27 protein-coding genes are annotated in these 23,641 nt (G+C 69.3%); 10 read left to right on the top strand and 17 right to left on the bottom strand.

The window, feature by feature from the left end; all coding sequences use genetic code 11:
- Positions 1-18: 18 nt before the first annotated feature.
- Together HJ588_RS19325 and HJ588_RS19320 are read left to right on the top strand one after the other, a co-directional pair.
- Positions 19-603: a carboxymuconolactone decarboxylase family protein gene (locus tag HJ588_RS19325; protein WP_246241771.1), complete on the top strand. Its 585-nt coding sequence runs from the start codon at positions 19-21 to the stop codon at positions 601-603.
- Positions 600-1,481, top strand: coding sequence for an RNA polymerase sigma-70 factor (locus HJ588_RS19320; protein ID WP_343036624.1), 882 nt, complete (start codon positions 600-602; stop codon positions 1,479-1,481). The genes HJ588_RS19325 and HJ588_RS19320 overlap by 4 nt, the downstream gene beginning before the upstream one ends.
- Before the next feature lie 10 nt (positions 1,482-1,491).
- Here the strand turns inward: HJ588_RS19320 and HJ588_RS07190 are convergent, their stop codons facing one another.
- Positions 1,492-3,192 (bottom strand): ATP-binding cassette domain-containing protein, encoded by a 1,701-nt coding sequence (locus tag HJ588_RS07190; RefSeq protein ID WP_171153483.1) that lies wholly within the window; start codon positions 3,190-3,192, stop codon positions 1,492-1,494.
- Between the two features lie 44 nt (positions 3,193-3,236).
- Entirely contained in the window at positions 3,237-4,610 is a 1,374-nt protein-coding gene (locus HJ588_RS07185; RefSeq protein WP_212755323.1) for a WS/DGAT/MGAT family O-acyltransferase, read from the bottom strand.
- A gap of 142 nt (positions 4,611-4,752) precedes the next feature.
- On the opposite strand from HJ588_RS07185, the gene HJ588_RS07180 reads away from it, so the two are divergent.
- Genes HJ588_RS07180 through HJ588_RS07165 form a run of 4 tightly spaced genes read left to right on the top strand, consistent with a single transcriptional unit; the run spans position 4,753 to position 8,091 of the window.
- A complete protein-coding gene (locus HJ588_RS07180; RefSeq protein WP_171153479.1) occupies positions 4,753-5,745 on the top strand; it encodes an alpha/beta hydrolase in 993 nt (330 codons plus the stop codon).
- A 43-nt stretch (positions 5,746-5,788) separates the two neighbouring features.
- Entirely contained in the window at positions 5,789-6,535 is a 747-nt protein-coding gene (locus tag HJ588_RS07175; protein WP_343036690.1) for a LamB/YcsF family protein, read from the top strand.
- Position 6,536: 1 nt separating this feature from the next.
- Positions 6,537-7,211: a 5-oxoprolinase subunit B family protein gene (locus HJ588_RS07170; RefSeq protein WP_171153474.1), complete on the top strand. Its 675-nt coding sequence runs from the start codon at positions 6,537-6,539 to the stop codon at positions 7,209-7,211.
- The gene (locus tag HJ588_RS07165; RefSeq protein ID WP_171153472.1) at positions 7,204-8,091 is read left to right on the top strand and encodes a 5-oxoprolinase/urea amidolyase family protein; all 888 of its coding nucleotides are present in this window, start codon (positions 7,204-7,206) and stop codon (positions 8,089-8,091) included. Before HJ588_RS07170 ends, HJ588_RS07165 begins: the two co-directional genes overlap by 8 nt.
- Before the next feature lie 3 nt (positions 8,092-8,094).
- Here HJ588_RS07165 and HJ588_RS07160 read toward each other — a convergent pair whose 3' ends face one another.
- A complete protein-coding gene (locus HJ588_RS07160) occupies positions 8,095-9,054 on the bottom strand; it encodes an NBR1-Ig-like domain-containing protein (protein WP_171153470.1) in 960 nt (319 codons plus the stop codon).
- A 157-nt stretch (positions 9,055-9,211) separates the two neighbouring features.
- Between HJ588_RS07160 and HJ588_RS07155 the strand changes: the two genes are divergently transcribed.
- Both HJ588_RS07155 and HJ588_RS07150 read left to right on the top strand, forming a co-directional pair.
- Positions 9,212-10,087, top strand: a complete 876-nt coding sequence (locus HJ588_RS07155) for a C40 family peptidase (RefSeq protein WP_171153468.1) — start codon at positions 9,212-9,214, stop codon at positions 10,085-10,087.
- Between the two features lie 65 nt (positions 10,088-10,152).
- The gene (locus HJ588_RS07150) at positions 10,153-10,899 is read left to right on the top strand and encodes a CHAP domain-containing protein (RefSeq protein ID WP_171153465.1); all 747 of its coding nucleotides are present in this window, start codon (positions 10,153-10,155) and stop codon (positions 10,897-10,899) included.
- Positions 10,900-10,948: 49 nt separating this feature from the next.
- Here the strand turns inward: HJ588_RS07150 and truA are convergent, their stop codons facing one another.
- A complete protein-coding gene (truA, locus tag HJ588_RS07145) occupies positions 10,949-11,806 on the bottom strand; it encodes a tRNA pseudouridine(38-40) synthase TruA (RefSeq protein WP_171153464.1) in 858 nt (285 codons plus the stop codon).
- An 81-nt stretch (positions 11,807-11,887) separates the two neighbouring features.
- On the opposite strand from truA, the gene HJ588_RS07140 reads away from it, so the two are divergent.
- Both HJ588_RS07140 and HJ588_RS07135 read left to right on the top strand, forming a co-directional pair.
- Positions 11,888-13,045, top strand: a complete 1,158-nt coding sequence (locus HJ588_RS07140) for an MFS transporter (RefSeq protein ID WP_171153462.1) — start codon at positions 11,888-11,890, stop codon at positions 13,043-13,045.
- A 113-nt stretch (positions 13,046-13,158) separates the two neighbouring features.
- Positions 13,159-14,820, top strand: a complete 1,662-nt coding sequence (locus HJ588_RS07135; RefSeq protein WP_171153460.1) for an HNH endonuclease signature motif containing protein — start codon at positions 13,159-13,161, stop codon at positions 14,818-14,820.
- A 76-nt stretch (positions 14,821-14,896) separates the two neighbouring features.
- Here HJ588_RS07135 and rplQ read toward each other — a convergent pair whose 3' ends face one another.
- From rplQ to rpsE, 13 genes are all read right to left on the bottom strand, one after another.
- Positions 14,897-15,625 (bottom strand): 50S ribosomal protein L17, sunset domain variant, encoded by a 729-nt coding sequence (gene rplQ / locus HJ588_RS07130; protein ID WP_171153458.1) that lies wholly within the window; start codon positions 15,623-15,625, stop codon positions 14,897-14,899.
- A 51-nt stretch (positions 15,626-15,676) separates the two neighbouring features.
- Positions 15,677-16,699, bottom strand: coding sequence for a DNA-directed RNA polymerase subunit alpha (locus HJ588_RS07125; protein WP_171153456.1), 1,023 nt, complete (start codon positions 16,697-16,699; stop codon positions 15,677-15,679).
- Between the two features lie 309 nt (positions 16,700-17,008).
- Entirely contained in the window at positions 17,009-17,617 is a 609-nt protein-coding gene (gene rpsD / locus HJ588_RS07120; protein WP_171153454.1) for a 30S ribosomal protein S4, read from the bottom strand.
- Positions 17,618-17,650: 33 nt separating this feature from the next.
- The gene (gene rpsK, locus HJ588_RS07115) at positions 17,651-18,055 is read right to left on the bottom strand and encodes a 30S ribosomal protein S11 (RefSeq protein ID WP_171153451.1); all 405 of its coding nucleotides are present in this window, start codon (positions 18,053-18,055) and stop codon (positions 17,651-17,653) included.
- 63 nt (positions 18,056-18,118) lie between these two features.
- The gene (gene rpsM / locus HJ588_RS07110) at positions 18,119-18,493 is read right to left on the bottom strand and encodes a 30S ribosomal protein S13 (protein WP_171153449.1); all 375 of its coding nucleotides are present in this window, start codon (positions 18,491-18,493) and stop codon (positions 18,119-18,121) included.
- Positions 18,494-18,709: 216 nt separating this feature from the next.
- On the bottom strand, positions 18,710-18,823 hold the full coding sequence (gene rpmJ, locus HJ588_RS07105) for a 50S ribosomal protein L36 (RefSeq protein WP_014742835.1): 114 nt from the start codon (positions 18,821-18,823) through the stop codon (positions 18,710-18,712).
- A 65-nt stretch (positions 18,824-18,888) separates the two neighbouring features.
- Positions 18,889-19,110: a translation initiation factor IF-1 gene (gene infA, locus HJ588_RS07100; protein ID WP_006946284.1), complete on the bottom strand. Its 222-nt coding sequence runs from the start codon at positions 19,108-19,110 to the stop codon at positions 18,889-18,891.
- A gap of 230 nt (positions 19,111-19,340) precedes the next feature.
- Positions 19,341-20,183 (bottom strand): type I methionyl aminopeptidase, encoded by an 843-nt coding sequence (map, locus tag HJ588_RS07095; RefSeq protein ID WP_171153446.1) that lies wholly within the window; start codon positions 20,181-20,183, stop codon positions 19,341-19,343.
- On the bottom strand, positions 20,183-20,761 hold the full coding sequence (locus tag HJ588_RS07090; RefSeq protein ID WP_171153445.1) for an adenylate kinase: 579 nt from the start codon (positions 20,759-20,761) through the stop codon (positions 20,183-20,185). The genes map and HJ588_RS07090 overlap by 1 nt, the downstream gene beginning before the upstream one ends.
- 2 nt (positions 20,762-20,763) lie before the next feature.
- Complete coding sequence (secY, locus tag HJ588_RS07085; protein ID WP_171153442.1) at positions 20,764-22,083, bottom strand: preprotein translocase subunit SecY; 1,320 nt, start codon at positions 22,081-22,083, stop codon at positions 20,764-20,766.
- A 205-nt stretch (positions 22,084-22,288) separates the two neighbouring features.
- Entirely contained in the window at positions 22,289-22,747 is a 459-nt protein-coding gene (gene rplO, locus HJ588_RS07080; protein WP_171153440.1) for a 50S ribosomal protein L15, read from the bottom strand.
- Positions 22,747-22,926, bottom strand: a complete 180-nt coding sequence (gene rpmD, locus HJ588_RS07075; RefSeq protein ID WP_171153438.1) for a 50S ribosomal protein L30 — start codon at positions 22,924-22,926, stop codon at positions 22,747-22,749. The genes rplO and rpmD overlap by 1 nt, the downstream gene beginning before the upstream one ends.
- The gene (rpsE, locus tag HJ588_RS07070; RefSeq protein ID WP_171153435.1) at positions 22,926-23,600 is read right to left on the bottom strand and encodes a 30S ribosomal protein S5; all 675 of its coding nucleotides are present in this window, start codon (positions 23,598-23,600) and stop codon (positions 22,926-22,928) included. Before rpsE ends, rpmD begins: the two co-directional genes overlap by 1 nt.
- Positions 23,601-23,641: the final 41 nt, after the last annotated feature.

The raw sequence follows: 23,641 nt of genomic DNA, 5'->3' as shown, positions 1-23,641 counted from the left end.
GAGAAGGAAGCGAAGGCCATGCCCAGCACCAGCACGCTCCGCATCCCGAAGGCACCCGTCACCGGCGCGTACGGCGCCGCGATGCGGTGGTTCGCCAAGCGCAAGCTCGGCGGAGAGTTCCCCGACAACGGATACGTCTACTTCCACAACAAGCCGGTCCTGAAGGCGGTGTTGTCCTTCGAGGGCAAGGTCGACCGCTGGAGCGCGCTCGACCCGACCCTGAAGTCCTATGCGCAGATCGCGAGCGCCGGGGTGATCGGCTGCAGCTGGTGTCTCGACTTCGGCTACTTCAAGGCGCACGACGACGGCCTCGACCTCGACAAGGTGCGGCAGGTGCCGCGCTGGCGCGAGTCGGACGTCTTCAGCGCGCTGGAGCGGCGGGTGCTGGAGTATGCCGAGGCGATGTCGCAGACCCCGCTCACGGTCACCGACGAGATGGTCGCCGCGCTCGTCGACGAGCTCGGCGCGGCGGCAACCGTCGAGCTGACCCAGATGATCGCGCTGGAGAACATGCGCTCCCGCTTCAACTCGGCGGCCGGCCTGCAGTCGCAGGGGTATTCGGACGTGTGCGAGTTGCCGCTCGCCGTACGGTCGTCACTGTGACCGACAGCACCGACGCCTTCGTGGCGCACCGCGGGCTCCTCTTCACGGTCGTCTACGAGCTGCTCGGGTCGGCGGCCGATGCCGAGGACGTGCTGCAGGAGACGTGGCTGCGCTGGGACGACGTCGACCGCTCGCAGGTGCGCGATGACCGGGCCTACCTGGTGCGCATCGCGACCCGGCTGGCGCTCAACCGGCTGCGCACGCTCTCCCGCCGCCGCGAGTCGTATGTCGGGCCGTGGCTGCCCGAGCCGCTGCTCACCGCGCCGGACGTGGCCGACGACGTGGCGCTCGCCGACAGCGTCTCGACGGCGATGCTGCTCGTGCTGGAGACGCTCTCGCCGACGGAGAGAGCGGTTTTCGTGCTGCGCGAGGTCTTCGACCTGCCGTACGACGAGATCGGCGACGCGGTCGGCAAGTCGGCCGCGGCGGTGCGCCAGATCGCCCACCGGGCCCGCGAGCGGGTGGCGCAGCGCCGGCCGCGGCACCTGGTGGGCAGCCCGGAGCGCACCGCGGTGATCGACCGTTTCGTCGCGGCCGTGAACGGCGGTGACCTGCAGAGCCTGATGGACGTGCTCGCGCCGGACGTCGTCATGCTGACGGACGGCGGTGGTCTGAAAAAGGCTGCGCTGCAACCGATTCGGGGAGTCGAGAAGGTGTTGCGCTTTCTCATCGCGGTCACCCCGGCGGATGGCAGCGCGCGTGCCGAGGTCGCCCGCATCAACGGCGATCTCGGGCTGCGGCTCTATGCAGCCGGCGAGCTCGACACGATCGCGACCATCCGCATCGACGACGGCGCGGTGACCGGTCTCTACCTGGTGCGCAACCCGGAGAAGCTGCGCCGGGTCGAGGAGGCGGTGCCGCTCCGACGCCGACTGTGACCGCCGCCGGTCACCGCACCCGCTCGACCCGCGTCTCGTCCCAGACCGGCTCCGGCGTCTCCCGCACCCGGCCGTCGGCGCCGAAGACGAGGTAGCGGTCGAATCCCCGTGCGAACCAACGGTCGTGGGTGACCGCGACCACGGTGCCGTCGAAGGCGTCGAGTCCGGCCTCGAGCGCCTCGGCGGAGTGCAGGTCGAGGTTGTCGGTGGGCTCGTCGAGCAGCAGCAGGGTCGCCCCGGACAGTTCCAGCAGGAGGATCTGGAAGCGGGCCTGCTGCCCGCCGGAGAGCGACCCGAAGGCCTGCTCGGCGGCGCGCGCCAGCTCGTAGCGGTCGAGTGCACGGGACGCCTGCTCCCGCGGCATCCCGTCGCGGTGGTCGTCCCCGCGGTGCAGGATCTCCAGCAGCGTCCGCCGCGACAGGTCTCCGTGCGCCCCGGCCTGCGTCGACTGTGCAAACCAACCCGGTCGCACACGTGACCCCAGGCGGGCGATCCCGTTGTGCGGCACGGGTTTCGGCGGGTTGTCACCGACCGGTCGGTGCTCGACGTCCGGGTCGCTGCCGCCGCCGGCGAGCAGCCGCAGGAAGTGCGACTTGCCCGATCCGTTGGAGCCGAGCACCGCGACGCGCTCGCCATACCAGACCTCGAGGTCGAAGGGCTGCATCAGCCCGGAGAGCTCCAGCCCCTCGCAGACCACCGCCCGCTTGGCGGTGCGACCACCGGTCAGCCGCATCGAGACCCGCTGCTCGTAGGGCAGCACCTCCGGCGGGCCGGCTTCCTCGAATTTCGCCAGCCGGGTCTGCGCGGCGCGGTAGCGGCTCGCCATGCCGTCGTTGAAAGTGGCCTTCACCTTGAGCGTCTGGACGAGCTGGGTGAGCTTGGCGTGCTCTTCGTCCCAGCGCCGACGCAGCTCCTCCAGTTTGCTGTTCCGGTCGACTCGTGCCTGATGGTAGGTGTCGAAGCGGCCGGCGTGCACCCACGCGTTCGCACCCGTCGCGGCCGGCTCGAGAGTGGCGATGCGGGTGGCGACCTGTTGCAGGAGCTCCCGGTCGTGGCTGATGAAGAGCACGGTCTTCGGCGACTCGGTCAGCCGCTGCTCCAGCCAGCGCTTGGTGGGCACGTCGAGCGAGTTGTCCGGCTCGTCGAGGAGCAGCACCTCCTCCGGCCCGCGCAGGAGCGCCTCGAGCACGATGCGCTTCTGCTCACCGCCGGAAAGCGTTGACACGTCACGGAATTGCGCTCGTTCATACGGTATGCCGATGGCCGCGACCGTGCACACGTCCCAGAGCGTCTCCCACTCGTAGCCGCCGACCTCGGCCCAGTCGGCGAGCGCCTGCGCGTAGGCAAGCTGGGCCGGCTCGTCGTCGCGCTCCATGATCGCCAGCTCGGAGTCGTCGACCGCCTCGGCGGCTCGGCGGATCGGCTCCGGCGCCACGGTCAGCAGGAGGTCGCGCACCGCGAACTCCTCGCCCTCGGGCAGTGCGCGGCCGATGAACTGCGGCATGACCGCGAGCCCGCCGGACCGGGTGATCGCGCCCTCGTGGGCGTCGAGCTCGCCCGCGATGATCTTCAGCAGCGTCGTCTTGCCGGTGCCGTTGGGCCCGACCAGGGCGACCTTCGCGCCCTCCCCCACCCGCAGACCGACACCGCCGAGCAGCGGCCGACCGTCGGGCAGGAAGTAGTGAACCCCGTTGACATCGATATGACCCACGGTCGTCAAGCATCGCCGATCGCCGCGTGGGCGTCGAACCGGTTTCAGCCGGCCGAGGCCTCCAGCTCGGCCAGGGTGTCCTCCAGGTGGTGGATCATCCGTTGCACCGACGGCGCGCTGCGACGGCAGGCGGTGATGCCGAAGTCGACCTGGTCGTCATACGTCACGAGCGTGATGTTCATCGCCAGCCCGTCGACCGGGATCGACGCAGGGTAGGTGCCTTCGAGGTGGGCGCCGTTGAAATACAACTGCTTTCGCGGTCCGGGCACGTTGGAGATGATGACGTTGAACGGCGGCCGCCCGACCAGTCCGTAGGTCGGGAGCATCGACAGACCGAGCCCGGCGACGTTGTAGCCCGACATGAGCAGCAGCTGCAGCGGGGTGAGTTCGCGCATGGTCTGCTTGGCGACGGTGGTCGACTCGTGGATCGTCTCGAGGCGCTCCAGTGGGTCCTCGACGTCCGTGGCGAGGTTGGCGATCATCGCGCCGATCTCGTTGCCGCCCACCTCGCTGGTCTCGTCGCGCAGGTTGACCGGGCACATGGCGGTCATCGCCCGGTCGGGCAGCGCGTCGAGCTCGCCGAGGTAACGGCGCAGGGCGCCGGCGCAGACCGCGAGCGCGACGTCGTTGAACGACACGTCGCACGCCTTGGCCACCCGCCGGAAGCGGTCGAGGTCGAAGGACTGCGCGACGAAGCGGCGTGCGCCACCGATCTTCCCGTTGAGGATGGTGCGCGGAGCGTCGAACGGCGTGGTCAGACCCGTGTCGCGCAGGGACCGGTAGGCGACCTTGAGCGAGTTGGGCGCGATGCTCGACAGCTCGCCGACCACGTCGAGGCCGCCACGCACCAGGCCGAGGGGCAGCGCGAGACCCCGCCCGGCGCTCTGCTCGGCCGCGGCCACCTCGACCTGCTCGTCCGGCAGCGCGAACGGCGGCACGCAGTCACGCGCGTCGGGGTCGGGACTGCACGCCTGCTGCATCAGGTGCAGCGCGGACACCCCGTCGACCATCGCGTGGTGGATCTTGGAGAAGACCGCGACCCGGCCGTCCTCCAGGCCTTCGACGACGTGCGCCTCCCACAGCGGCCGGTGGCGGTCCAGCAGGGTGCTCTGCCACCGTGAGGCGAGTTCGAACAGCTCCCGCAGCCGCCCCGGGCTGGGCAGCGCGGATCGGCGTACGTGGTAATCGAGGTCGAGGTCGTTGTCGGTCGACCAGCGGAAGTTGCCGAGCAGCCCGACCGGCTCCATCGGCCGCAGCCGGAAGCGCGGGTTGATCTCCTCGGACTCGACCGCGGTCAGCTGGTCGCGCACCCAGGACGGCGACTCGCCCTCGGGCACGGTGAACAGTTGCAGACCCCCGACGTGCATCGGGTGCTCTCGTGACTCCACGAGCAGGAATCCGGAGTCGACAGGGCCCATTCCCGGCATACCTCTGCCGCCTCTCCACGAAGATCCCACTACTTACGCAGCAGTAGATTTAAGCTAGGGCGTCGATTGTGACACCCGCCACAGTGGACCACAACGTGCTGGTCCCGCCGGACCGCTCCGGAAGGAGTCGCTCATGACGCTGTCGGCTCACGCGGCCGCCGGCAACGACCTGCCCGCCGGCCCGGCCCGCACCCGATTTCCCCGCACCAGCCGCAGATCCGCGGCTCTCGCGGGCGGGATGCACGCCGTCGCCAAGCCGGCGCTCAACCTGTGGAGCTACGCACCGCCGCTCGCCCGGCTGTCCCGCATCATGGACCGCGCCGCCGACCGGCTCACCGTGCCGGACGGCACGTCGGTGCAGTCGGTGCAACTCGGGCCGTGCGACGCCGAGTGGATCCGGGCCCCGCGGGCGACCGAGGAGGGCGCGGTGCTCTACCTGCACGGCGGCGCCCTCATCGTCTGCAGCCTCGCCTCCCACCGGCTGCTCGTCGCGTCCACCTCCCGCGTATGCCGGGTGCCCGCGCTCAACGTCAACTTCCGGATGCTGCCGCAGGTCACGGTCGAGGAGATGGTCGGCGACTGCCTCGCCGGCTACCGCTGGCTGCTCGCCAAGGGCTACCCGCCGGAGAAGATCAGCATCGTGGGCGATTCCGCGGGCGGCTACCTGGCATTCCTCGTCGCGCTCGCGCTGCGCGACGACGGGCTGCCGCTGCCGTCGTCGATCGCCGGTATGTCGCCGCTGCTCGACCTCGACACCGAGCGCAAGGCGGCCAACCCGCACCGCGACAAGTGCGACCTGTTCACGGTGCGCGCCTGCGAGGCGCTCCGGGCATTGGTCGACCGGGTCGACCGCCGGCACGAGGTGCAGGGCGAGCGGGTGCAGCCGATCGACGCCGATCTCACCGGTCTGCCGCCGGTGCTGATTCAGATGGGGTCGCGCGAGATCCTCCGCCCGGACGCCGAGGAGATGGCCGACCGGCTCGCGGCGGCCGGCGTGCCGACCCAGCTGCAGATCTGGAACGGCCAGGTGCACGTCTTCCAGGCGGCTGCTCCCCTGGTGCCCGAGGCCGGGCGGGCGCTGCGTGAGCTCGGCCGCTTCGTGCGCACCCACCGCGCAGCCGGCTGAGACCGCTGCCGGCCGCGTGCCGAAGTAGCCTGCAGCGGTGCGCATCGATCTCAACGCCGACGTCGGCGAGTCCTTCGGCCGATGGCAGCTCGGCGACGACGATGCGCTGTTGCGGATCGTCACCTCGGCCAATGTCGCGTGCGGCTTCCACGCCGGTGACCCGGCGACGCTGGTGCGCACGTGTGCGGCGGCCTCGGCGGCCGGCGTGCGGGTCGGTGCGCAGGTCGGATATCGGGACCTGGCCGGTTTCGGCCGCCGCTTCATCGAGGTCGCGCCCGATGATCTCTTCGCCGACGTCGTCTATCAGATCGGGGCGCTCGACGCGATCGCCCGGACGCAGGGCACGCGGGTCCGTTACGTGAAGCCGCACGGCGCCCTCTACAACGCGATCGTGCACCACCAGGCGCAGGCCGAGGCCGTGGTCGCCGCGGTGCGGGCCGTCGACCCGCGGCTTCCCCTCGTCGGGCTGCCCGGATCGGTCGTGCTCGAAAGGGCTTCTGCCGCAGGGACTCCCGTCATACGAGAGGCATTTGTGGACCGGGCTTACAGCGCGGACGGCACGCTCGTGCCGCGCACGCAGGAGGGTGCCGTGCTGCACGATCCCGGGCAGGTCGCGGCGCGTGCCGTGCGCATGGCGGTCGAACACGAAGTCACCGCCATCGACGGTGCGACGGTCGCCGTCGACGCCGACTCGCTGTGCGTGCACGGTGACTCGCCGGGGGCTGTCGAGTTGGCCCGCGCGGTGCGGTCGGCGCTGGACACCGCGGGGGTCAGCGTCGAAGCTTGGTGACATGAGCACCGGCGCGCTGACCTTCGACGTTCGTCCGTATGGCGAGCGCGCCGTGCTCCTCGATCTGCCCGACTCGGGGACGCGTCGCGCGGTCACCCGCTGGCTGGTCGAGCACGATCACGAAGGCGTCGAGTCGGTGCCCGCCGAGCGCACCATCCTGCTGCAGGTCGGCGATCGTCGGGTCGGCGCAGCCGGGGCCCACGAGCGACTCACCGCCGTGCTGCGCGACCTGCGCGAGGCCGATCCCGGCGACCATGAGCGGAGCGAGCACGAGTCACCGGTCGTCGACCTCGACGTGGTCTACGACGGCCCGGATCTCGCCGACGCCGCCGAGGCCCTCGGGATGTCGGTCGAGGGGTTGGTGCGGTGGCACACCGAGTCTGCGTGGGAAGTCGAATTTCTAGGGTTCATGCCGGGTTTCGGCTACCTGACCCGGCCGGGCGACACGCTCGAGGTGCCGCGCCGATCCTCACCGCGCACGCGCATCCCGGTCGGCTCGGTCGGGCTCGCCGGCCGCTACTCTGGCGTCTACCCGAGCGCGTCGCCGGGCGGCTGGCAACTGATCGGGACCACGTCGGCGGTGATGTTCGACCCGGGCGGTGACGGCGCGCTGCTGACTCCTGGCGACCGGGTGCAGTTCCGGGTGTCGGAAGGCACGGAGCGCGGCCGTGGCTGAGCTCGAGGTGGTCGCCACCGGCCCGCAGTGCCTCGTCCAGGACCTCGGCCGCCCGGGCCTCGCCGGACAGGGCGTCACGGCGTCCGGCGCGATCGACCGGGTGTCGCTCGGCCAGGGAAATCGGTTGGTGGGCAACGAAGTCGGCGCGGCCGGACTCGAGGTGCTGCTCGGCGGTCTCGTGGTGCGCGCGCCGCAGGACCTGCTGATCGCGGTGACGGGTGCCGGCTGCCCGGTCACCGTCGACGGCCGGCCGGTCGCCTTCGGTGCGCCGGTGACGGTGCGCGTCGGCTCCGAGCTGCGGCTGGGGCAGGCGGTGCACGGTCTGCGCAGTTATCTGACCGTGCGCGGCGGCCTGGAGGCGCCTGGCAGATTCGGCGGCTCACTGAGCACCGACACCTCCAGCGGGCTGGGCGCCAAGCCGGTGCACGCCGGTGACCGCATCCCCATCGGGCAGGCGATCGTGGCCGAGCCGCGGGTCAACCTCACCATCCCGGCCGTCAGCACCGGCGGCGAGATCGTCGTCGAGGTCACCAGGGGCCCGCGGGCCGATCGACTCACGCCGGCCTCGCGGGCAGCGCTCACCGAGGTGGCGTGGACGGTGACGAGCGACAGTGACCGGATCGGCGTGCGCCTCAGCGGTTTTCGACTGCAACTGGCGGATGACTCGGCGCTGCCGAGCGAGCCGATCGTGCGTGGCGCCATACAGGTGCCGCCAAGTGGTGAGGTCATCGTCTTCCTGGCCGATCACCCGACGACGGGCGGTTACCCGGTGGTCGCGGTCGTCGACGACACCGACGTCGACCGGCTGGCGCAGGCCCCGCCGGGCATCCGGGTGCGGCTACAGGGGCGGCCGGGGCCGAGTTGGCCGACTACCGGTTGAGGGTCAGCGGACCCAGACCTGGGTTTTGAAGGACCGCTGTCCCGGGAACGACCAATGGCCGCCGTCGGCCATCATCCACCGCGCGACGCACAGCCCCTTGTGCCGAGGTGCGGTCACCTCGACCTCGATGACCGCCTCGCCACCCGGCCGAGTGTCGGGCACCGAGGTCTGCAGCTCGCTGGTGCAACTGCGCTCGGTGAAGGGGATGTCGACGCGCACCACCGACCGGCCCTTCCAGGCGACCGAGCCCGAATTTCGCAGGGTGAACTTCTTGTGGAGCGTCTGACCGGGAGCCACCGTGCTGCAGTCGGGCACGGTGAGGTCTGCTCCGTAGCTCGCGTGGTCACCGGCGACCCGAGGCGCTATTTCTCGTTGCTCGTCCGCCACCGGGCAAGCGGTCGGCGACGGGTATGCCGACGGGTGGGCGCCACCGGGTGACAGCGGTATTCCACCGGGGAGCAACGCCGCGGTGTTTCCGGCAGCAGGATGCGCAACTCCGGATCGCTCGCGCCATACAACCAACGAACCCACGAGGACCGCGAGCACCAGGGCCAGAGCCGCCGCGATCAGCCAGACCGGCGGCCGCCGCCGTGTCGGGCCGTCCGGTTCATTCGCGACGGCCGGCCGGTCCTCGACCGGCTCCGGCGGCTGGTGCGAAGCGGGCGTCGGCAGTGGCGGCTGTGCTGGTTCGAGTAGCGCGTTGACGGCTTCCCATTGCGGCTTGAAATCCGCCGGGTCGCGGTGCAGCGCGGTAGCGAACTGCTCGGTCGTCGACCAACTCGGGAAGCGGTTTCCCTGCACCGCCTCGTGCAAAGTCGTGTGCGAGATGCACCCCGATGTCGCAGCCATCTTGCGAAAGGACGGCTCCCCGGCCTCCTGACGCGCAGCTGACAACAGTTTTGCGAAGCCCTCAATCTCGGTGCGGGTGCGGGCACGCCGCACCGCATCCTCCTGGTGCGCCATCACTACTCCCCTGAGTCCGGCTGCGCCGTGCGCGATCTGTCAGATCCCCTAGTCAGATCGCCGTCCTGCTGCGGTTTTTCTCGGCTGACACGGTACCGAACACCTGGTGGTCTCCGGGAGTTTGGCGACGTCCGATCAACCGAGAGGAAGGGACGACATGTCCAGCACAAAGACCATCGGTACGACGAGCCGTCCGCGCCGGCGACTGCGCCGCGGGATCTGCGGCGTAGCAGTCGTCAGCGCGCTCGCAGGAGTCGGAGCGGTGTCCACGGGAGGGGCGGCGCACGCGGCCGACAGTCACGACTTCCCGGCGAAGGTCGACCTCAACGGCCGCCTGAACATCGGCGAACCGGCCGATGCACCCGGCCACATCGAGAACCAATACCTCCAAGGCACCCAGGTGCCCGTCGTCTGCCAGCAATTCGCCGGCGCCGACCTGTGGGACAAGACCGCCGACAACACCTGGGTCCCCGACAAATACCTCACCACCGGCACCGACGGCCGAGCACCCGGCGTGCCCGACTGCAACGGCGGCACGACGACTGACCCCGTGCACGGCCGCAATGATGGCCCGGCGGGCCCGCAGGACGGGACCCGCGACGAGAAGATTGCACGGGTGCTCGACGCGGCACGCCCCCAGGTGGGGCAGGGGCTGAGCTACTCGTGGGGTGCCGGCGGCAAGGGTGGTCCGTCGTTCGGGATCGCCGATGCTTCGCCCGGCGGATACAACGACTACGACGTGTTCGGGTTCGACTGCTCAGGATTCACTCTTTACGCCTATTGGAAGGGCGCGGGAGTCGACATCACCGACTACTCGGGCACCCAGTACGACAAGTTCCCGAAGGTGTCGACGTCGTCGCTACTGCCCGGGGACCTCGTCTTCAAGGGCGCAGGCGGCTCCGATCACGTGGGGATCTACCTGGGCGACGGTCAGGTCGCGCAGGCCGCGCCCCCGCGCGGAACCGACAGCGTGCGCATCGACACCTTCAACCCCGGTGAGTGGCTCGACACCGGAGTGCGACCGATCGCCTGAGGTCGCGCGCGCAGCACCGAACGCACCGTCATACCAACCGTCATAACGAAAGGACTCGAATCACCATGTTGACCAAGACAGGACGTCGCGCGACGTCCCTAGCAATCGCCGCCGCCACGCTCACCGGAGCGCTCACCGCAGCCGGCGGCACGGCCGGCGCCGACCAGGTCACCAACTTCCCGGCGAAGGTCGACCTCAACGGCCGCCTGAACATCGGCGAACCGGCCGACGCACCCGGCCACATCGAGAACCAATACCTCCAAGGCACCCAGGTGCCCGTCGTCTGCCAGCAATTCGCCGGCGCCGACCTGTGGGACAAGACCGCCGACAACACCTGGGTCCCCGACAAATACCTCACCACCGGCACCGACGGCCGAGCACCCGGCGTGCCCGACTGCAACCCTGCTCCACCGAGCGCCGGTGAGGAGCCGCGGGACGACTTCAACCATCAGACCTACGGTTTCGCCAAGGACCAGTGCACCGCATTCGCCGCCTTCCGGATCGCCGATCGGCTCGGCATCGGCGACTTCGCAAACGACTGGCGCGGACAGCATTTCGGTGATGCCGGCACCTGGGACGACGCCGCTCGCGGCGCCGGACTGGTCGTCGACACCCAGCCTGTCGTCGGCGGCATCGCGGTGAACGACGTCCACAAGGTCGGTCACGTCGCCTACATCAACAAGGTCTATGACGACGGATCGTTCGACGTCGAGGAATACAACTGGAACACGCCGCTTGGTTACGGCACCCGCTCGCACGTGAACATCTCCGACGCGCAAGCCGACTTCCAGTACGTGATCCACTTCAAGTGATCGGCTCCGTCGGTCCGTGCGGGTGCGGGAGAAGACGATCGTCTCTCCCTCACCCGCGCGGGTTGCTCAAACTTTCTTCCGGCAGCGTGCGCACTGCGCGCGCGGCGTCGGCGCGCGTCGCAAGTTGGTCGTCGGGGGGATAACTGACTTCCTCCAGGCACAGGCCGTGCGGCGGCATCACCGTGACGCCGGGGTCCCGCCGCCCAGCCGTGAGCACCTGCGCCGGCCACTCGATCGGCTTGCGCCCCAGACCAACCGGTATGACGGCACCCACGAGCGAGCGCACCATCGAGTGGCAGAACGCGTCGGCGACGACCGTCGCGACGAGCACTCCGTCCGCCGTGCGCTCCCAGCGGTAGTCGAGCAGGGTGCGGACGGTGGTGGCGCCCTCTCGCCGTTTGCAGAACGCCGCGAAATCCTTCAGTCCCAGCAGGTTCCGGGCTGCGGAGTTCATCGCGTGCTCATCCAGCGGGCCGCGCACGACCACGGTGTCCCGCCGGCGCAGCGGGTCGACGGCGGCCGGGTCGTCGATGATGCGATAACTGTAACGCCGGGAGGTCGCGGAGAAGCGCGCGTCGAAACCAGTGGGCGCCTCGCGCACCCGATGGACGACGACGTCGGGCGGTAGCACGCCGCCGAGGCGGGTCACGGCCGCATCGGCGGGGCTGCGCTCGGACCGACCCCGGAGTGCGGCATAGCGCTCGGGGTCGAGATCGACGTGGCAGACGGCGCCGCGGGCGTGCACACCGGCGTCGGTGCGCCCGGCCACGGTCAGCTTCGGCGGGGCGCTGCGCAGGATGGTGCCCAAGCCTTCGGAGAGGGTCTGCTCGACGGTGCGCAGACCCGGCTGGGTCGCCCAGCCGGAGAAGTCCGTCCCGTCATACCCGAAGTCGATCCGCAGGCGCATTGCCGCAGACTATCGAGCGGCTTTCATGGACGTTCGTTCAATTCGCCGTCGTGGACGCCGGGAGCGTGCCACCATGCGCAGATGCGGGTGTCTTCGCGGGCCGCGATCGCGGCGGCCTACTTCGCGCAGGGGTGTGCCTTCCTGTCGCTGACCACACGGTTGCCGAAGGTCGAATCGCATTGGGGCCTCTCCCAATTGGGCCTCACGCTTCTCATGCTGATGATCGTGCTCCTGGCCGGGGCGGGGTCGTTGCTCGCCGAGCGACTGGCGCCCCGGGTCGGCAGCGCGACCGTGCTGCGCGGCGGGCTGCTCACGGTCTGCGTCGCGCTGTTGGCGAGCGGGCCGGCTCCCGGCATACCTCTGCTGGTCGTGGGTATGGCGATCTACGGCCTCGGGCTCGGGGTGGTCGATGCGACGAGCAACATGCAGGCGGTCGCGCTCGAGCACCGGGTGCGGCGATCGCTGCTGCCGTCGTTCCACGGTGCGTGGACCGCGGGCGGCATCGTGGGCACGCTGGTCAGTCTCGCGCTGCCGCACGCCTCGGTCGCGGCGGTGTCCGTCGGCGTTGCGGTGCTGCCGTTGATGGTGGCGGCTGCGCCATACCTGCCGGGGCGTGGGGGTGCAGTCGACCCGACGAGCGCGGGCGACATCCCGTGGCGGCCGATCCTGCTGGTGGGCGCCGCGTGCGTGGTCTTCTACACGGTGGACACCGCGTCGACCACGTGGGGTTCGGTCTATTTCGACCACACGCTGGGTGCGCCGGAGGCACTCGTCGCCCTCGCGGCGCTCCCCTATCTGGTGGCCTCCCTGGCCGCGCGCATCGCGGGTGACCGGCTCACCGACCGCTTCGGCGCCACACTGTTGTTGCGGGTCGGCGCGGTGGTCGCCGTCGTCGGTCTGATCGTCATCGTCGTTGCGCCCTCGTGGCCGGTCGGTGTGCTCGGCTTCCTCGTGCTCGGGGCCGGCATCGCGGTCGTCGCCCCACTGTCCTACTCGGCCGCCGCGCTACTCGCCCGCGGGGACAGGCTGGACGCCGACGCCGAACGGGCTCGCATCGATGCGGTCATCGCCCGCTTCAATCAGTTCAATTACGTTGGTGCGCTTGTCGGTTCGGTGCTGACCGGCGCGATCGGCACCGGCTCCCTCCGCAGCGGGTATGCCGTGCCCGCCGTCCTCGTGCTGGCGTTGCTGCCGTTGGCGCGGGTGTTCTCCCGGCGCACGCTGGCGTCGCTCGCGTGACTGGTTGGTCGCACCTCGACCACCTGACCAACTTAATGCGGCAGGGTGTCAGTGGTCGCGCCTAGAATCGAACATACATCGCAAGGCAACACGTGGGCAGGGAGGTGACCTCGATGAGCCGACGCAAGCGGACGACCGCCATCGATGTCACAGGCCTGCCCGATGACGTCGCGGCCGCGCTGCGGCTGCTGGTCAAGGGGCTGCGCGCCGAACACGCCGACCCGACGGGGGTCGCCCGCTTCGCACCGGCGGGGCGGGTACGTCGAGATCGCGAGCAGCTCGGTGACGTCATCCAGGCCGCCGAGTCCATCAAGGCGTGCGCGGACGCGGTCTCGCTGTCGGCCATCGCCGCGCTGACCGACGACGTCGTCGCCGGTGCCCGCATCGCGCCCGACGATCCACGCCACGCTGCGAAGCTCGCCGCGCACCGGCACGCCGCCACGCAAGCCGTCATCCACGAGGTCCAGCTCCTGACCGGGTGCACCCTCCACGCCGCCCGCGACCGAGTCAGGATCGCCACCTGCATGCCCGACCGGGCCGGCACCGCTCGTGCGCAGCTTGCGCACGGCACGACCACGTTCGAGCGCGTGCGCACCGTCCACGCCGAAACCGCGCACCTCGACCCCGTCATGGCCGGTGCCATCACGTCCCGAGTGCTGGCACCTCCTGCCCGTCATACCGATCCGGATGCGCGAGTGCCCCTGTCACGCAACGGGTTCCGCGCCCGCCTGCGCCGGCAACTCGCACTTGTCGAGTCCGCCGACGCGACTCGCGACCGCAAACACACCGAGGCGCTCGACCGACGCGACGTGACGACCAGCCCAGGCCGCGACGGCACCGCCGCTCTGCAGATCGACGGCGACAGCGTGCTCGTGTTCACCGCCCACCAGCGCCTCACCGCCCTCGCCAAGGCCGCGCGTGCCGCCGGCGATCCCCGCACCCTGGCGCAGCTGCGAGCCGACCTCGCCACCGACTTGCTGACCCGCGGCATCGTGCCCGGCGACGCCGATCTCGGCAGCGCACCGCCCGGACGGCTGCACGTCGTCGTCAGCCTCGACACCATCGTGCCCGGCAGCACGAGCACCGACGTCGCGGAGGTCCCAGGCGTCGGGTTCCTCTCCGGCGCCCAGGTCCGCGACCTCGCCACCCGGGCGGGATCGCTGTGGACCCGTCTGGTGACCGACCCGGCCACCGGCGCGGTCGTCGACGCTGCCAAGACCTACCAGGTGCCGGCCGGCATGGCCCGCCTCGTGCGGGCCCGCGACCACACCTGCCGCGCCCCCGGCGACTGCGACCACCCCGCCAGCGACTGCGACCTCGACCACGACAATCCCTACGACCACGCGACACCCGGCGAGCACCAGCCCGGTCAGACGCACCCCGACAACCTGCACGCCGTCCACCGCGGCCATCACAACCCCAAGACCGGGAGGTTCTGGGCCTCACGACAACACGCCGACGGCAGCGTCACCTGGCGAACGCTCACCCGGGAGGTCACCACGACCGCCTATGGCCACCACCGGCCCGAGGACCACGCACCACCGGCAGTCAGCCGCGCCGAGCAACACCTCAGCAAGGCCCTGGCCCGCTACTACGAAACCGACGCGATGCCGAGCGTCCTCAAGGACCTCGCCGCCCACCACCTGGCGCAGGAACTTCCGGCGCCTCGCCGCCGGCCGCGGGTGGAGCGGCACGACGGCTACGAAATCTATTGGCCGATTGACGGATTCCGCCTCGAGCCCGCACCACCAGCACCACCCGCGCCGCCCTTCTGACCGCGGGCAACGAAAAGGCGGCCCGCCCGCACCCATGGTGCAGACGGACCGCCTTCCCGTATGACGGGAGTCCCGATCAGGCCTCGTCGTCGCCGTCCTCGGCGACTTCCTGAGCCTTCTCGCCACCGGCCGGCTCGAAGCCCGCGGCCTGCGCGGCCTCGGGGGTGGTGAACCAGACCTCGGCAACGGTCGAGTCGTACCACCGCGAACCGGGCACGTGGTACTTCATCGAGTCCTCGTTGCCCTTCACGGTGAACTTCTCCGGGTCGGGCGACAGGCCACCGTCGACCGGAGCGGCCGAGTCGGCGCCGTACTTGCCCTCGTCCAGCGGCTCCAGCTCGGGAGCGTCGGCCGGAGCAGCCTCGGCCGCGGCGGCGTCCTCCTTGGCGGCGCGCTTGGTGGCACCCTCCGCCTCGGCGACGACGGCGCGCTTCGGCTTGGCGTTGACCGGCTCGCGGACCAGCTCGATCACGGCCATCGGGGCGTTGTCGCCCTTGCGCGGCGCAATCTTGGTGATGCGGGTGTAGCCGCCCTGACGGTCGGCCATGTCGGGCGCGATCTCGGTGAAGAGACGGTGCACGACGCCCTTGTCACGCACGACGGTCATGACCCGACGGCGCGCGTGCAGGTCGCCGCGCTTGGCGAAGGTCACCAGGCGCTCGGCGAGCGGACGCAGCCGCTTGGCCTTGGCCTCGGTCGTGGTGATCCGGTCGTGCTCAAACAGCGCCTGCGCCAGGTTGGCCAGGATGAGCCGCTCGTGCGCGGGGCCACCACCGAGACGGGGACCCTTGGTTGGGGTAGGCATTCTTTCTCCTTGGTCTTCGAACCACGTTGAACGTCAACGTGATTCAGCGGCTCAGTACTGCTCGTCCTCGGCGAAGCTGACGCCCTCGGCGTCGTCGTCCTCGTAACGGTCGGCGATCGCGCTCGCGTCGAACCCGGGCGGGCTGTCCTTGAGCTGCAGGCCCATCTCGGTCAGCTTGTCCTTGACCTCGTCGATGGACTTGGCACCGAAGTTGCGGATGTCCAGCAGGTCGGCCTCGCTGCGGCCGACGAGCTCACCCACGGTGTGGATGCCCTCGCGCTTGAGGCAGTTGTAGGACCGCACCGTGAGGTCCAGGTCCTCGATCGGCAGCGCCAGGTCGGCGGCCAGCGCGGCGTCGGTTGGGCTCGGGCCCATGTCGATGCCCTCGGCCTCGACGTTGAGCTCGCGGGCCAGGCCGAACAGCTCGACCAGGGTCTTACCGGCCGAGGCCATAGCGTCACGCGGCGCGATGGCGTTCTTGGTCTCGACGTCGACGATCAGCTTGTCGAAGTCGGTGCGCTGCTCGACACGAGTCGCCTCGACCTTGTAAGTCACGGCCAGCACGGGCGAGTAGATCGAGTCGACCGGGATGCGGCCGATCTCCTGGTCGGCGGACTTGTTCTGCTGCGCCGAGACGTAGCCGCGGCCGCGCTCGACGGTCAGCTCCATCTCGATCTTGCCCTTGTCGTTCAGGGTCGCGATGTGCAGGTCGGGGTTGTGCACCTCGACACCGGCCGGCGGCGCGATGTCGGCGGCGGTGACCTCGCCCGGGCCCTGCTTGCGCAGGTACATCACCACGGGCTCGTCGTGCTCCGACGAGACGACCAGACCCTTGATGTTCAGGATGATCTCGGTGACGTCCTCCTTGACCCCGGGGATCGTGGAGAACTCGTGCTGCACACCGTCGATGCGCAGGCTGGTCACCGCGGCACCCGGGATGCTCGACAGCAGGGTGCGACGCAGCGAGTTGCCGAGCGTGTAGCCGAAGCCCGGCTCCAGCGGCTCGATGACGAAGCGGGACCGGTTGTCGGAGACAACGTCCTCGCTCAGAGTGGGGCGCTGTGCGATAAGCACTTCTTGTTTCCTTTCCTCAGGGCCACCGCTATATGAAGCCCTGTGAACCGCCAGGCGACTCTGTATTCGCCTGGCGTTATTGAGTTTTCAGTCCTGTATGGCGGGAGCTGGTCTCGATACGGGCTCGCCCCTGGGGGCTCGCCCTACTCGACCAGCTACGAGCCACGAGTGACGGTCCCTCTGCCGGTTGACGGTCGTATCCGACCGTCAACCGGCGAGGAAGCCGTCACTCACCGAAGGCTGGCGACAACCCGCGCGAGGAGCCGTAGCCAAGAGCCCGACGACAAGAACAGACGCGAGGAACGAGCGTCAGTTCTTGGAGTAGAGCTCGACGATGAGCTGCTCGGTGAGCGGCACGTCGATCTGGTCGCGCACCGGGAGGGCGTGCACCAGGATCTGCAGGGTGCCCGGGACGACGTGCAGCCACGCCGGCACCGGACGCTCACCGAAGGTCTCGCGAGCGAACTCGATCGGGAACTTCTGCCGCGACTGCTCGCGGACGGTGATGATGTCGTACTGCTCGACGCGGTAGGACGGGACGTCGACGCGGACGCCGTTGACCTCGAAGTGGCCGTGGGTCACCATCTGGCGGGCGGCACGACGGGTGCGGGCCAGGCCGGCGCGGTAGATGACGTTGTCCAGGCGGGACTCCAGGATGGTCAGCAGGTTCTCGCCGGTCTTACCGGGGCGGCGGGCCGCCTCCTTGTAGTAGCGGACGAACTGCTTCTCCATCACGCCGTAGGTGAAGCGAGCCTTCTGCTTCTCCTGCAGCTGGGTGAGGTATTCCTTCTCCTGCACCCGGCCACGGCCGTGCTGGCCGGGCGGGAAGGGGCGCATCTCGAAGTTCTTGTCGCCACCGACGAGGTCGGTCTTGAGGCGACGCGACTTCTTGGTGATGGGGCCGGTGTAACGGGCCATGGTCTATATCTCCTTCAAGTCTCTCGTCGGGTGTCAGCTGCGGCGCTTGGGCTGGCGGACACCGTTGTGCGGCTGCGGGGTGACGTCGGAGATCGCACCGACCTCGAGGCCGGCGGCGGCCAGCGAGCGGATGGCGGTCTCGCGGCCCGAACCCGGGCCCTTCACGAAGACGTCGACCTTGCGCATGCCGTGGTCCATCGCGCGGCGCGCGGCGGCCTCGGCGGCCATCTGCGCGGCATACGGGGTGGACTTACGCGAGCCCTTGAAGCCGACCTGGCCGGCCGAGGCCCATGAGATCACCGCACCGGTCGGGTCGGTGATCGAAACGATGGTGTTGTTGAAGGTGCTGCGGATGTAGGCGTGACCCGCAGCGACGTTCTTCTTCTCCTTGCGGCGCACCTTCTTCGCGCCGGAAGCCTGACGGCTCTTGGGAGGCATGAAATCTCCTGAAAACTAAGCGAATACGTGAGGTTTAAGTCCCGGTCGCAGAACGCGACGGGATTACTTGGCCTTCTTCTTGCCGGCGACCGTGCGCTTCGGGCCCTTGCGGGTGCGCGCGTTGGTCTTGGTGCGCTGACCGTGCACCGGCAGGCTGCGGCGGTGGCGCAGGCCCTGGTAGGAACCGATCTCGACCTTGCGGCGGATGTCGGAGGCCACCTCACGGCGAAGGTCACCTTCGAGGCGGTAGTTGCCCTCGAGGTGGTCGCGCAGCTTCACGACTTCGTCCTCAGTGAGGTCACGGACACGGGTGTCCGGGTTGACGCCGGTTGCGGCCAGCGTCTCGTCGGCGCGGGTCTTGCCGACGCCGAAAATGTAGGTGAGTGCGACCTCGACGCGCTTCTCGCGCGGCAGGTCGACACCGATCAAACGTGCCATGTGGCATTTCTCCTGGTTGTCTCGCAGAGGTGTCAGTGCGTGGCCTGTCCCGCATGCATCCCGGAGTGGATGTGTGCTAGGTCCCGGGCCTCTGCGCCCGGGGTGGCGTCCCCGTCATACGGCGTGCGTATGACGAGGGGCTGGGCCACGCAAATCGAAATCTTCAGTTGTTCACTTCTTGCGTCCGAATCGAAGACGCGAGTCGTGCCGGGGTGTTCAGCCCTGACGCTGCTTGTGGCGCGCGTTCTCGCAGATCACCATGACCCGGCCGTGACGGCGGATCACCTTGCACTTGTCGCAGATCTTCTTGACGCTCGGCTGGACCTTCATCGCACCTTTTGTCTCGAAGTCAGGCCACTCACCGTGAGGCGGGCGGCGTTGCGGCGGATTTGCCTTTAGCGGTAACGGAAGACGATGCGGCCACGGGTCAGGTCGTAAGGGCTGAGCTCCACCACCACACGGTCCTCGGGGAGGATCCGGATGTAGTGCTGTCGCATCTTGCCCGAGATGTGCGCGAGCACCTTGTGACCGTTGGTCAGCTCCACCCGGAACATTGCGTTCGGGAGGGCCTCGACGATCGTGCCCTCGATCTCGATGACACCGTCCTTCTTGGCCATGCCTTCCTTCAACTGCTGTCGGCGGGCGGTTCTCCGGATGAGAGCCGCCCTGTTGGTGCGGGTACGTCGTGCCGCCCTCCCCCGGCGCGGACACACGACTCATCGGCCCGCTCGGCGTAACCTTGCGGTGCGAGGCGTTCGGTGTTTCGCGATGGGTGAGTGAAGACACTCCGGACCCGACATACCAGTCTACGCGGGAAGCCCATCCCGCCCAAATCGGGGCGGGAACCCTACTCCAGCGGCCCGTATGCCGCGCCGACCTGCGCGAGGTCGGCCGCTCCCCCGTCGACCGCGGTCAGCACCCAGAGGCCGCCGTCGGTGACGGCGACGGTGTGCTCCCAGTGCGCGGCGCGCGAGCCGTCCTCGGTGACCACGGTCCACTCGTCGTCGAGCTCGCGAGATGCGTGGGTGCCGAGCGTCACCATGGGCTCGATCGCGACGGTGGCTCCGGTGCGCACGATCGGCCCGCGCGGGCGCACCCGCTCGTTGTAGACGGTCGGCTCCATGTGCATGCTCGTGCCGATCCCGTGACCGGTGTAGCCGTCGACGATCCCGTAGGTGAGTTCGTCCTCGAGCTCGCTGGCCTCGACCGAGTCCTGGATGACCCCGCCCAGCTCGTAGATCCCGATGCCGGGCCGGAGCGCGCCGATGCCGGCCCAGAGCGCCCGCCGGGTGGCGGCGGACAGTGCGACGTCCTCCGGTCGTGCGGCCGCGTCGCCGCCGACGACGAGGGTGATCGCGGCGTCGCCGTGCCAGCCGTCGACGATCGCGCCGCAATCGATCGACACCAGGTCGCCGTCGGCGAGCGGGCGGTCACCGGGGATGCCGTGCACCACCTGCTCGTTCACCGACACACAGAGGGACCCCGGAAACCCTTGGTATCCGAGGAAACTCGGCGTCGCGCCCTGGTCGCGGATGAACTCCTCGGCCACGCGATCGAGCTCGCCGGTCGTCATACCGGCCGCGGCACGGCCGGCCAGCAACTCCAGGCACCGTCCGACGACGAGGCCGGCCCGGCGCATGAGCAGGATCTGCTCCGGTGTCTTGACCGGCAGCTTCTCGCGGCCGAACATCAGCGGTCCGCGGCCACCTTGTCGAGCGCGGCGCGGATGCGGTCGGTCACCGCGGACATCTCGCCCATGCCGTCGACGTCGACGACGAGGTCACGCTCGGTGTAGGTCTGCACCAGCGGTGCGGTCTCGCGGCGGTAGATCTCCTGCCGCTCGCGGATGACGTCCTCGGTGTCGTCGGCCCGGCCACTGGTCTCGGCCCGCTTGACCAGGCGCTGCACCAGCTCCTGCTCGTCGACCTGCAGCTCGAGCACCGCGTCGAGGGCGTGTCCGTCCCCCGCGAGCAGTTCGTCGAGCGCCTTCACCTGGGCCAGCGTGCGCGGGTAGCCGTCGAGCAGGAACCCGTCCTTGGCGTCGTCCTGCGCGAGCCGGTCGGCGACGATCTCGTTGGTCACCTCGTCGGGCACGTAACCGCCGGAGTCGAGGATGCCCTTGACCTGCACGCCGAGCGGCGTCTCCCGCTTGATGTTGTCGCGGAAGATGTCGCCGGTGGAGATGTGCGGGATGCCCCGCTCCGCGGCGATGAGCTCGGCCTGCGTGCCCTTACCCGCGCCGGGCGGACCCAGAATGATCAGTCGCATGGTTATCGCAAGAACCCTTCGTAGTGGTGCTGCTGCAGCTTGGAGTCGATCTGCTTGACGGTGTCGAGTCCGACTCCGACGAGGATCAGGATCGACGCGCCACCGAAGGGGAAGTTCTGGTTGGCGCCGACCAACGCGAAGGCGATCAACGGGATCAGCGCGAGGATGGCCAGGTAGATGGCGCCACCGACGGTGATCCGGGTGAGGACGTAGTTGATGTACTGCGCGGTCGCCTTGCCGGCGCGCACACCCGGGATGAACGACCCCGACTGCTTCAGGCCGTCGGCGACCTCGTCCGGCTGGTAGGTGATCGACACGTAGAAGAAGGTGAAGAACAGCACCAGCAGCGTGTAGACGATCATGTATGACGGGTGGTCGCTCCGCGCAAGGTTGTTGTAGACCCACACCGCCCAGTCGGCCGGGTTGGCCGACGTCTGCGGGTTGGTGAACTGCGCGACCATCACCGGCAGCGACAGCAGCGAGCTGGCGAAGATGATCGGGATCACGTTGGCCATGTTGACCTTGAGCGGGATGTAGGTGGAGGTTCCGCCATACATCCGGCGACCGATCATCCGCTTGGCGTACTGCACCGGGATGCGGCGCACGGAGTTCTCGACGTAGACCACGACGGTCAGGATGACCAGGCCCATCACCACGACGAGGAAGAACTTGCCCCAGCCCTGCTCGCGGATCGACCAGATCTGCGCCGGCACCTGCGCCGCGACCGAGGTGAGGATCAGGATCGACATACCCTGACCGACGCCCTTCTCGGTGACCTGCTCACCGAGCCACATGATCAGGCCGGTGCCGGCGGTGAGGGTCAGCACCATGATGACCAGCGTCGGCATCGCGCCGTCGGACATGATGTTGGCGCACGCCGGGGCGTTGCCGAGCAGCGACTGCGGGTTGTTGTGCACCGCGGTCACCAGCGTCGAGGACTGCAGGATCGCCAGCGCGATCGTCAGATAACGCGTGTACTGCGTCATCTTCGTCTGGCCGGCCTGGCCCTCCTTCTTCAGCTGCTCGAACTTGGGGATCACCACCGTCAGCAACTGCACGATGATCGTGGAGGTGATGTAGGGCATGATGCCGAGCGCGAAGATCGACAGCTGCAGCAGCGCGCCACCGGAGAACAGGTTGGCGAGGCCGAGCAGCGACTGGTTGCCGCTGGCGGCCTTCTGGCAGGCCTGCACGGCCTGGTAGCTGATGCCGGGTGCCGGCACGTGCGAGCCCAGCCGGAAGATCGCGATGATCGCCAGCGTGAACAAGATCTTGTTCCGCAGGTCCGGCGTCCGGAACGCGCGGCCGAAGACGGTGAGCAACGTGGATCCTCCTGGGCGGCCCGCGGCGGGGCTACCGGTTCAAAGTCTTTGTGCCGTCCGCCCGAGCGGATGCGGGGCACGGGGTGAGATTACCCGGCCGGTGCTACGGCCGGAGGTCCCGGGGCGTGCAAAACGCCCCGCGGGTGGGACGAGACCCGCTACAGGTCTCGTGCCCCCGCGGGGCGTTCACGCCGGAGCGGGTCCATCACACGGCGGTGATGGAGCCGCCCGCAGCCTCGATCTTGTCCTTGGCCGAGGCGGAGAACTTCTCCACGGTGAGGTTCACCGTTACGGTGATCTCACCGGTGCCGAGCACCTTGACCGGCTGGCCCTTGCGGACCGCGCCCTTGGCCACCAGGTCGGCGACGGTCACGTCGCCGCCCTGCGGGAACAGGCTCTCGAGCTTGTCCAGGTTGACCACCTGGTACTCGACCTTGAACGGGTTCTTGAAACCGCGCATCTTCGGCAGCCGCATGTGCAGCGGAGTCTGCCCACCCTCGAAGCTCTCGGGCACCTGGTAGCGCGCCTTCGTGCCCTTGGTGCCGCGACCGGCGGTCTTGCCCTTGGAGCCCTCACCGCGACCCACGCGGGTCTTGGCGGTCTTGGCACCGGGAGCCGGACGCAGGTGGTGCACCTTCAGTGCGTGCGTCTTCTCTTCAGCCATCACTTCTCCTCAACGGTGACCAGGTGGGCCACCGCGCGGACCATGCCACGGAACTCCGGGCTGTCCGGCTTCTCGACGGTCTGACCGATCTTCTTCAGACCGAGCGAGCGCAGCGTCTCACGGTGCTGCGGCTTACCGCCGATCTCCGACTTGACCTGGGTCACCTTCAACGTCGCCATCAGGCACCTGCCTTCTCGCTGCTGGCCGAGGCGGCAGCCTCCGCCATCGCGCGCTGCATGGCGGCCGGGGCCACCTCGTCCAGCGGCAGGCCGCGGCGGGCGGCAACGGCCTCGGGCCGCTCCAGCTCCTGCAGCGCCGTGACGGTCGCGTGCACGATGTTGATCGCGTTGTCCGAGCCGAGCGACTTGCTCAGCACGTCGTGGATGCCCGCGCACTCCAGCACCGCACGCACCGGGCCACCGGCGATGACACCGGTACCGGGGCTGGCCGGACGCAGCAGGACGACGCCCGCCGCGGCCTCACCCTGCACCGGGTGTGGGATGGTGCCGCCGATCATCGGGACGCGGAAGAAGTTCTTCTTCGCCTCCTCGACGCCCTTGGCGATGGCGGCCGGGACTTCCTTGGCCTTGCCGTAGCCGACACCGACGGTGCCCTGGCCGTCACCGACGACCACGAGCGCGGTGAAGCTGAAGCGACGACCACCCTGGACGACCTTGGCCACCCGGTTGATGGTGACGACGCGCTCCAGGTACTGGTTGCGGTCGTCGCCGCCGCGACGGTTGTCGCGGCCGCCGTCACGTCCGCCGCGGCCACCGCGACGGTCGTTGTTGTTCTCGTTGTTCGAGTTGCTGCCGGCTGCGCCTGCAGCGCCTCGACGCTGGGGTCCAGGCATCAGTGCTTCCTCTCGATCATTGTGAAAATCTTGCCCTCATT

This window comes from Flexivirga aerilata (assembly GCF_013002715.1).
Lineage (GTDB): Bacteria > Actinomycetota > Actinomycetes > Actinomycetales > Dermatophilaceae > Flexivirga > Flexivirga aerilata.
Note: the sequence above shows the minus strand (reverse complement) of the source record. Positions and strands in the feature narration are given on the sequence as shown.

What these genes read in the sequence shown, in the direction of transcription:
- HJ588_RS07090 (WP_171153445.1), bottom strand. Translation starts at nt 20,761, where the DNA reads ATGCGACTGATCATTCTGGGTCCGCCCGGCGCGGGTAAGGGCACGCAG.
- HJ588_RS07155 (WP_171153468.1), top strand. Translation starts at nt 9,212, where the DNA reads ATGTCCAGCACAAAGACCATCGGTACGACGAGCCGTCCGCGCCGGCGA.
- rpmD (WP_171153438.1), bottom strand. Translation starts at nt 22,926, where the DNA reads ATGGCGACGTTGAAGGTGACCCAGGTCAAGTCGGAGATCGGCGGTAAG.
- rplQ (WP_171153458.1), bottom strand. Translation starts at nt 15,625, where the DNA reads ATGCCTACCCCAACCAAGGGTCCCCGTCTCGGTGGTGGCCCCGCGCAC.
- HJ588_RS07180 (WP_171153479.1), top strand. Translation starts at nt 4,753, where the DNA reads ATGACGCTGTCGGCTCACGCGGCCGCCGGCAACGACCTGCCCGCCGGC.
- HJ588_RS07150 (WP_171153465.1), top strand. Translation starts at nt 10,153, where the DNA reads ATGTTGACCAAGACAGGACGTCGCGCGACGTCCCTAGCAATCGCCGCC.
- HJ588_RS07140 (WP_171153462.1), top strand. Translation starts at nt 11,888, where the DNA reads ATGCGGGTGTCTTCGCGGGCCGCGATCGCGGCGGCCTACTTCGCGCAG.
- map (WP_171153446.1), bottom strand. Translation starts at nt 20,183, where the DNA reads ATGTTCGGCCGCGAGAAGCTGCCGGTCAAGACACCGGAGCAGATCCTG.
- infA (WP_006946284.1), bottom strand. Translation starts at nt 19,110, where the DNA reads ATGGCCAAGAAGGACGGTGTCATCGAGATCGAGGGCACGATCGTCGAG.
- rpsK (WP_171153451.1), bottom strand. Translation starts at nt 18,055, where the DNA reads ATGCCTCCCAAGAGCCGTCAGGCTTCCGGCGCGAAGAAGGTGCGCCGC.
- truA (WP_171153464.1), bottom strand. Translation starts at nt 11,806, where the DNA reads ATGCGCCTGCGGATCGACTTCGGGTATGACGGGACGGACTTCTCCGGC.
- HJ588_RS07185 (WP_212755323.1), bottom strand. Translation starts at nt 4,610, where the DNA reads ATGGGCCCTGTCGACTCCGGATTCCTGCTCGTGGAGTCACGAGAGCAC.
- rpsE (WP_171153435.1), bottom strand. Translation starts at nt 23,600, where the DNA reads ATGCCTGGACCCCAGCGTCGAGGCGCTGCAGGCGCAGCCGGCAGCAAC.
- rpmJ (WP_014742835.1), bottom strand. Translation starts at nt 18,823, where the DNA reads ATGAAGGTCCAGCCGAGCGTCAAGAAGATCTGCGACAAGTGCAAGGTG.
- HJ588_RS07170 (WP_171153474.1), top strand. Translation starts at nt 6,537, where the DNA reads ATGAGCACCGGCGCGCTGACCTTCGACGTTCGTCCGTATGGCGAGCGC.
- rpsD (WP_171153454.1), bottom strand. Translation starts at nt 17,617, where the DNA reads ATGGCCCGTTACACCGGCCCCATCACCAAGAAGTCGCGTCGCCTCAAG.
- rpsM (WP_171153449.1), bottom strand. Translation starts at nt 18,493, where the DNA reads ATGGCACGTTTGATCGGTGTCGACCTGCCGCGCGAGAAGCGCGTCGAG.
- HJ588_RS19325 (WP_246241771.1), top strand. Translation starts at nt 19, where the DNA reads ATGCCCAGCACCAGCACGCTCCGCATCCCGAAGGCACCCGTCACCGGC.
- HJ588_RS07160 (WP_171153470.1), bottom strand. Translation starts at nt 9,054, where the DNA reads ATGGCGCACCAGGAGGATGCGGTGCGGCGTGCCCGCACCCGCACCGAG.
- HJ588_RS07135 (WP_171153460.1), top strand. Translation starts at nt 13,159, where the DNA reads ATGAGCCGACGCAAGCGGACGACCGCCATCGATGTCACAGGCCTGCCC.
- rplO (WP_171153440.1), bottom strand. Translation starts at nt 22,747, where the DNA reads ATGGCTGAAGAGAAGACGCACGCACTGAAGGTGCACCACCTGCGTCCG.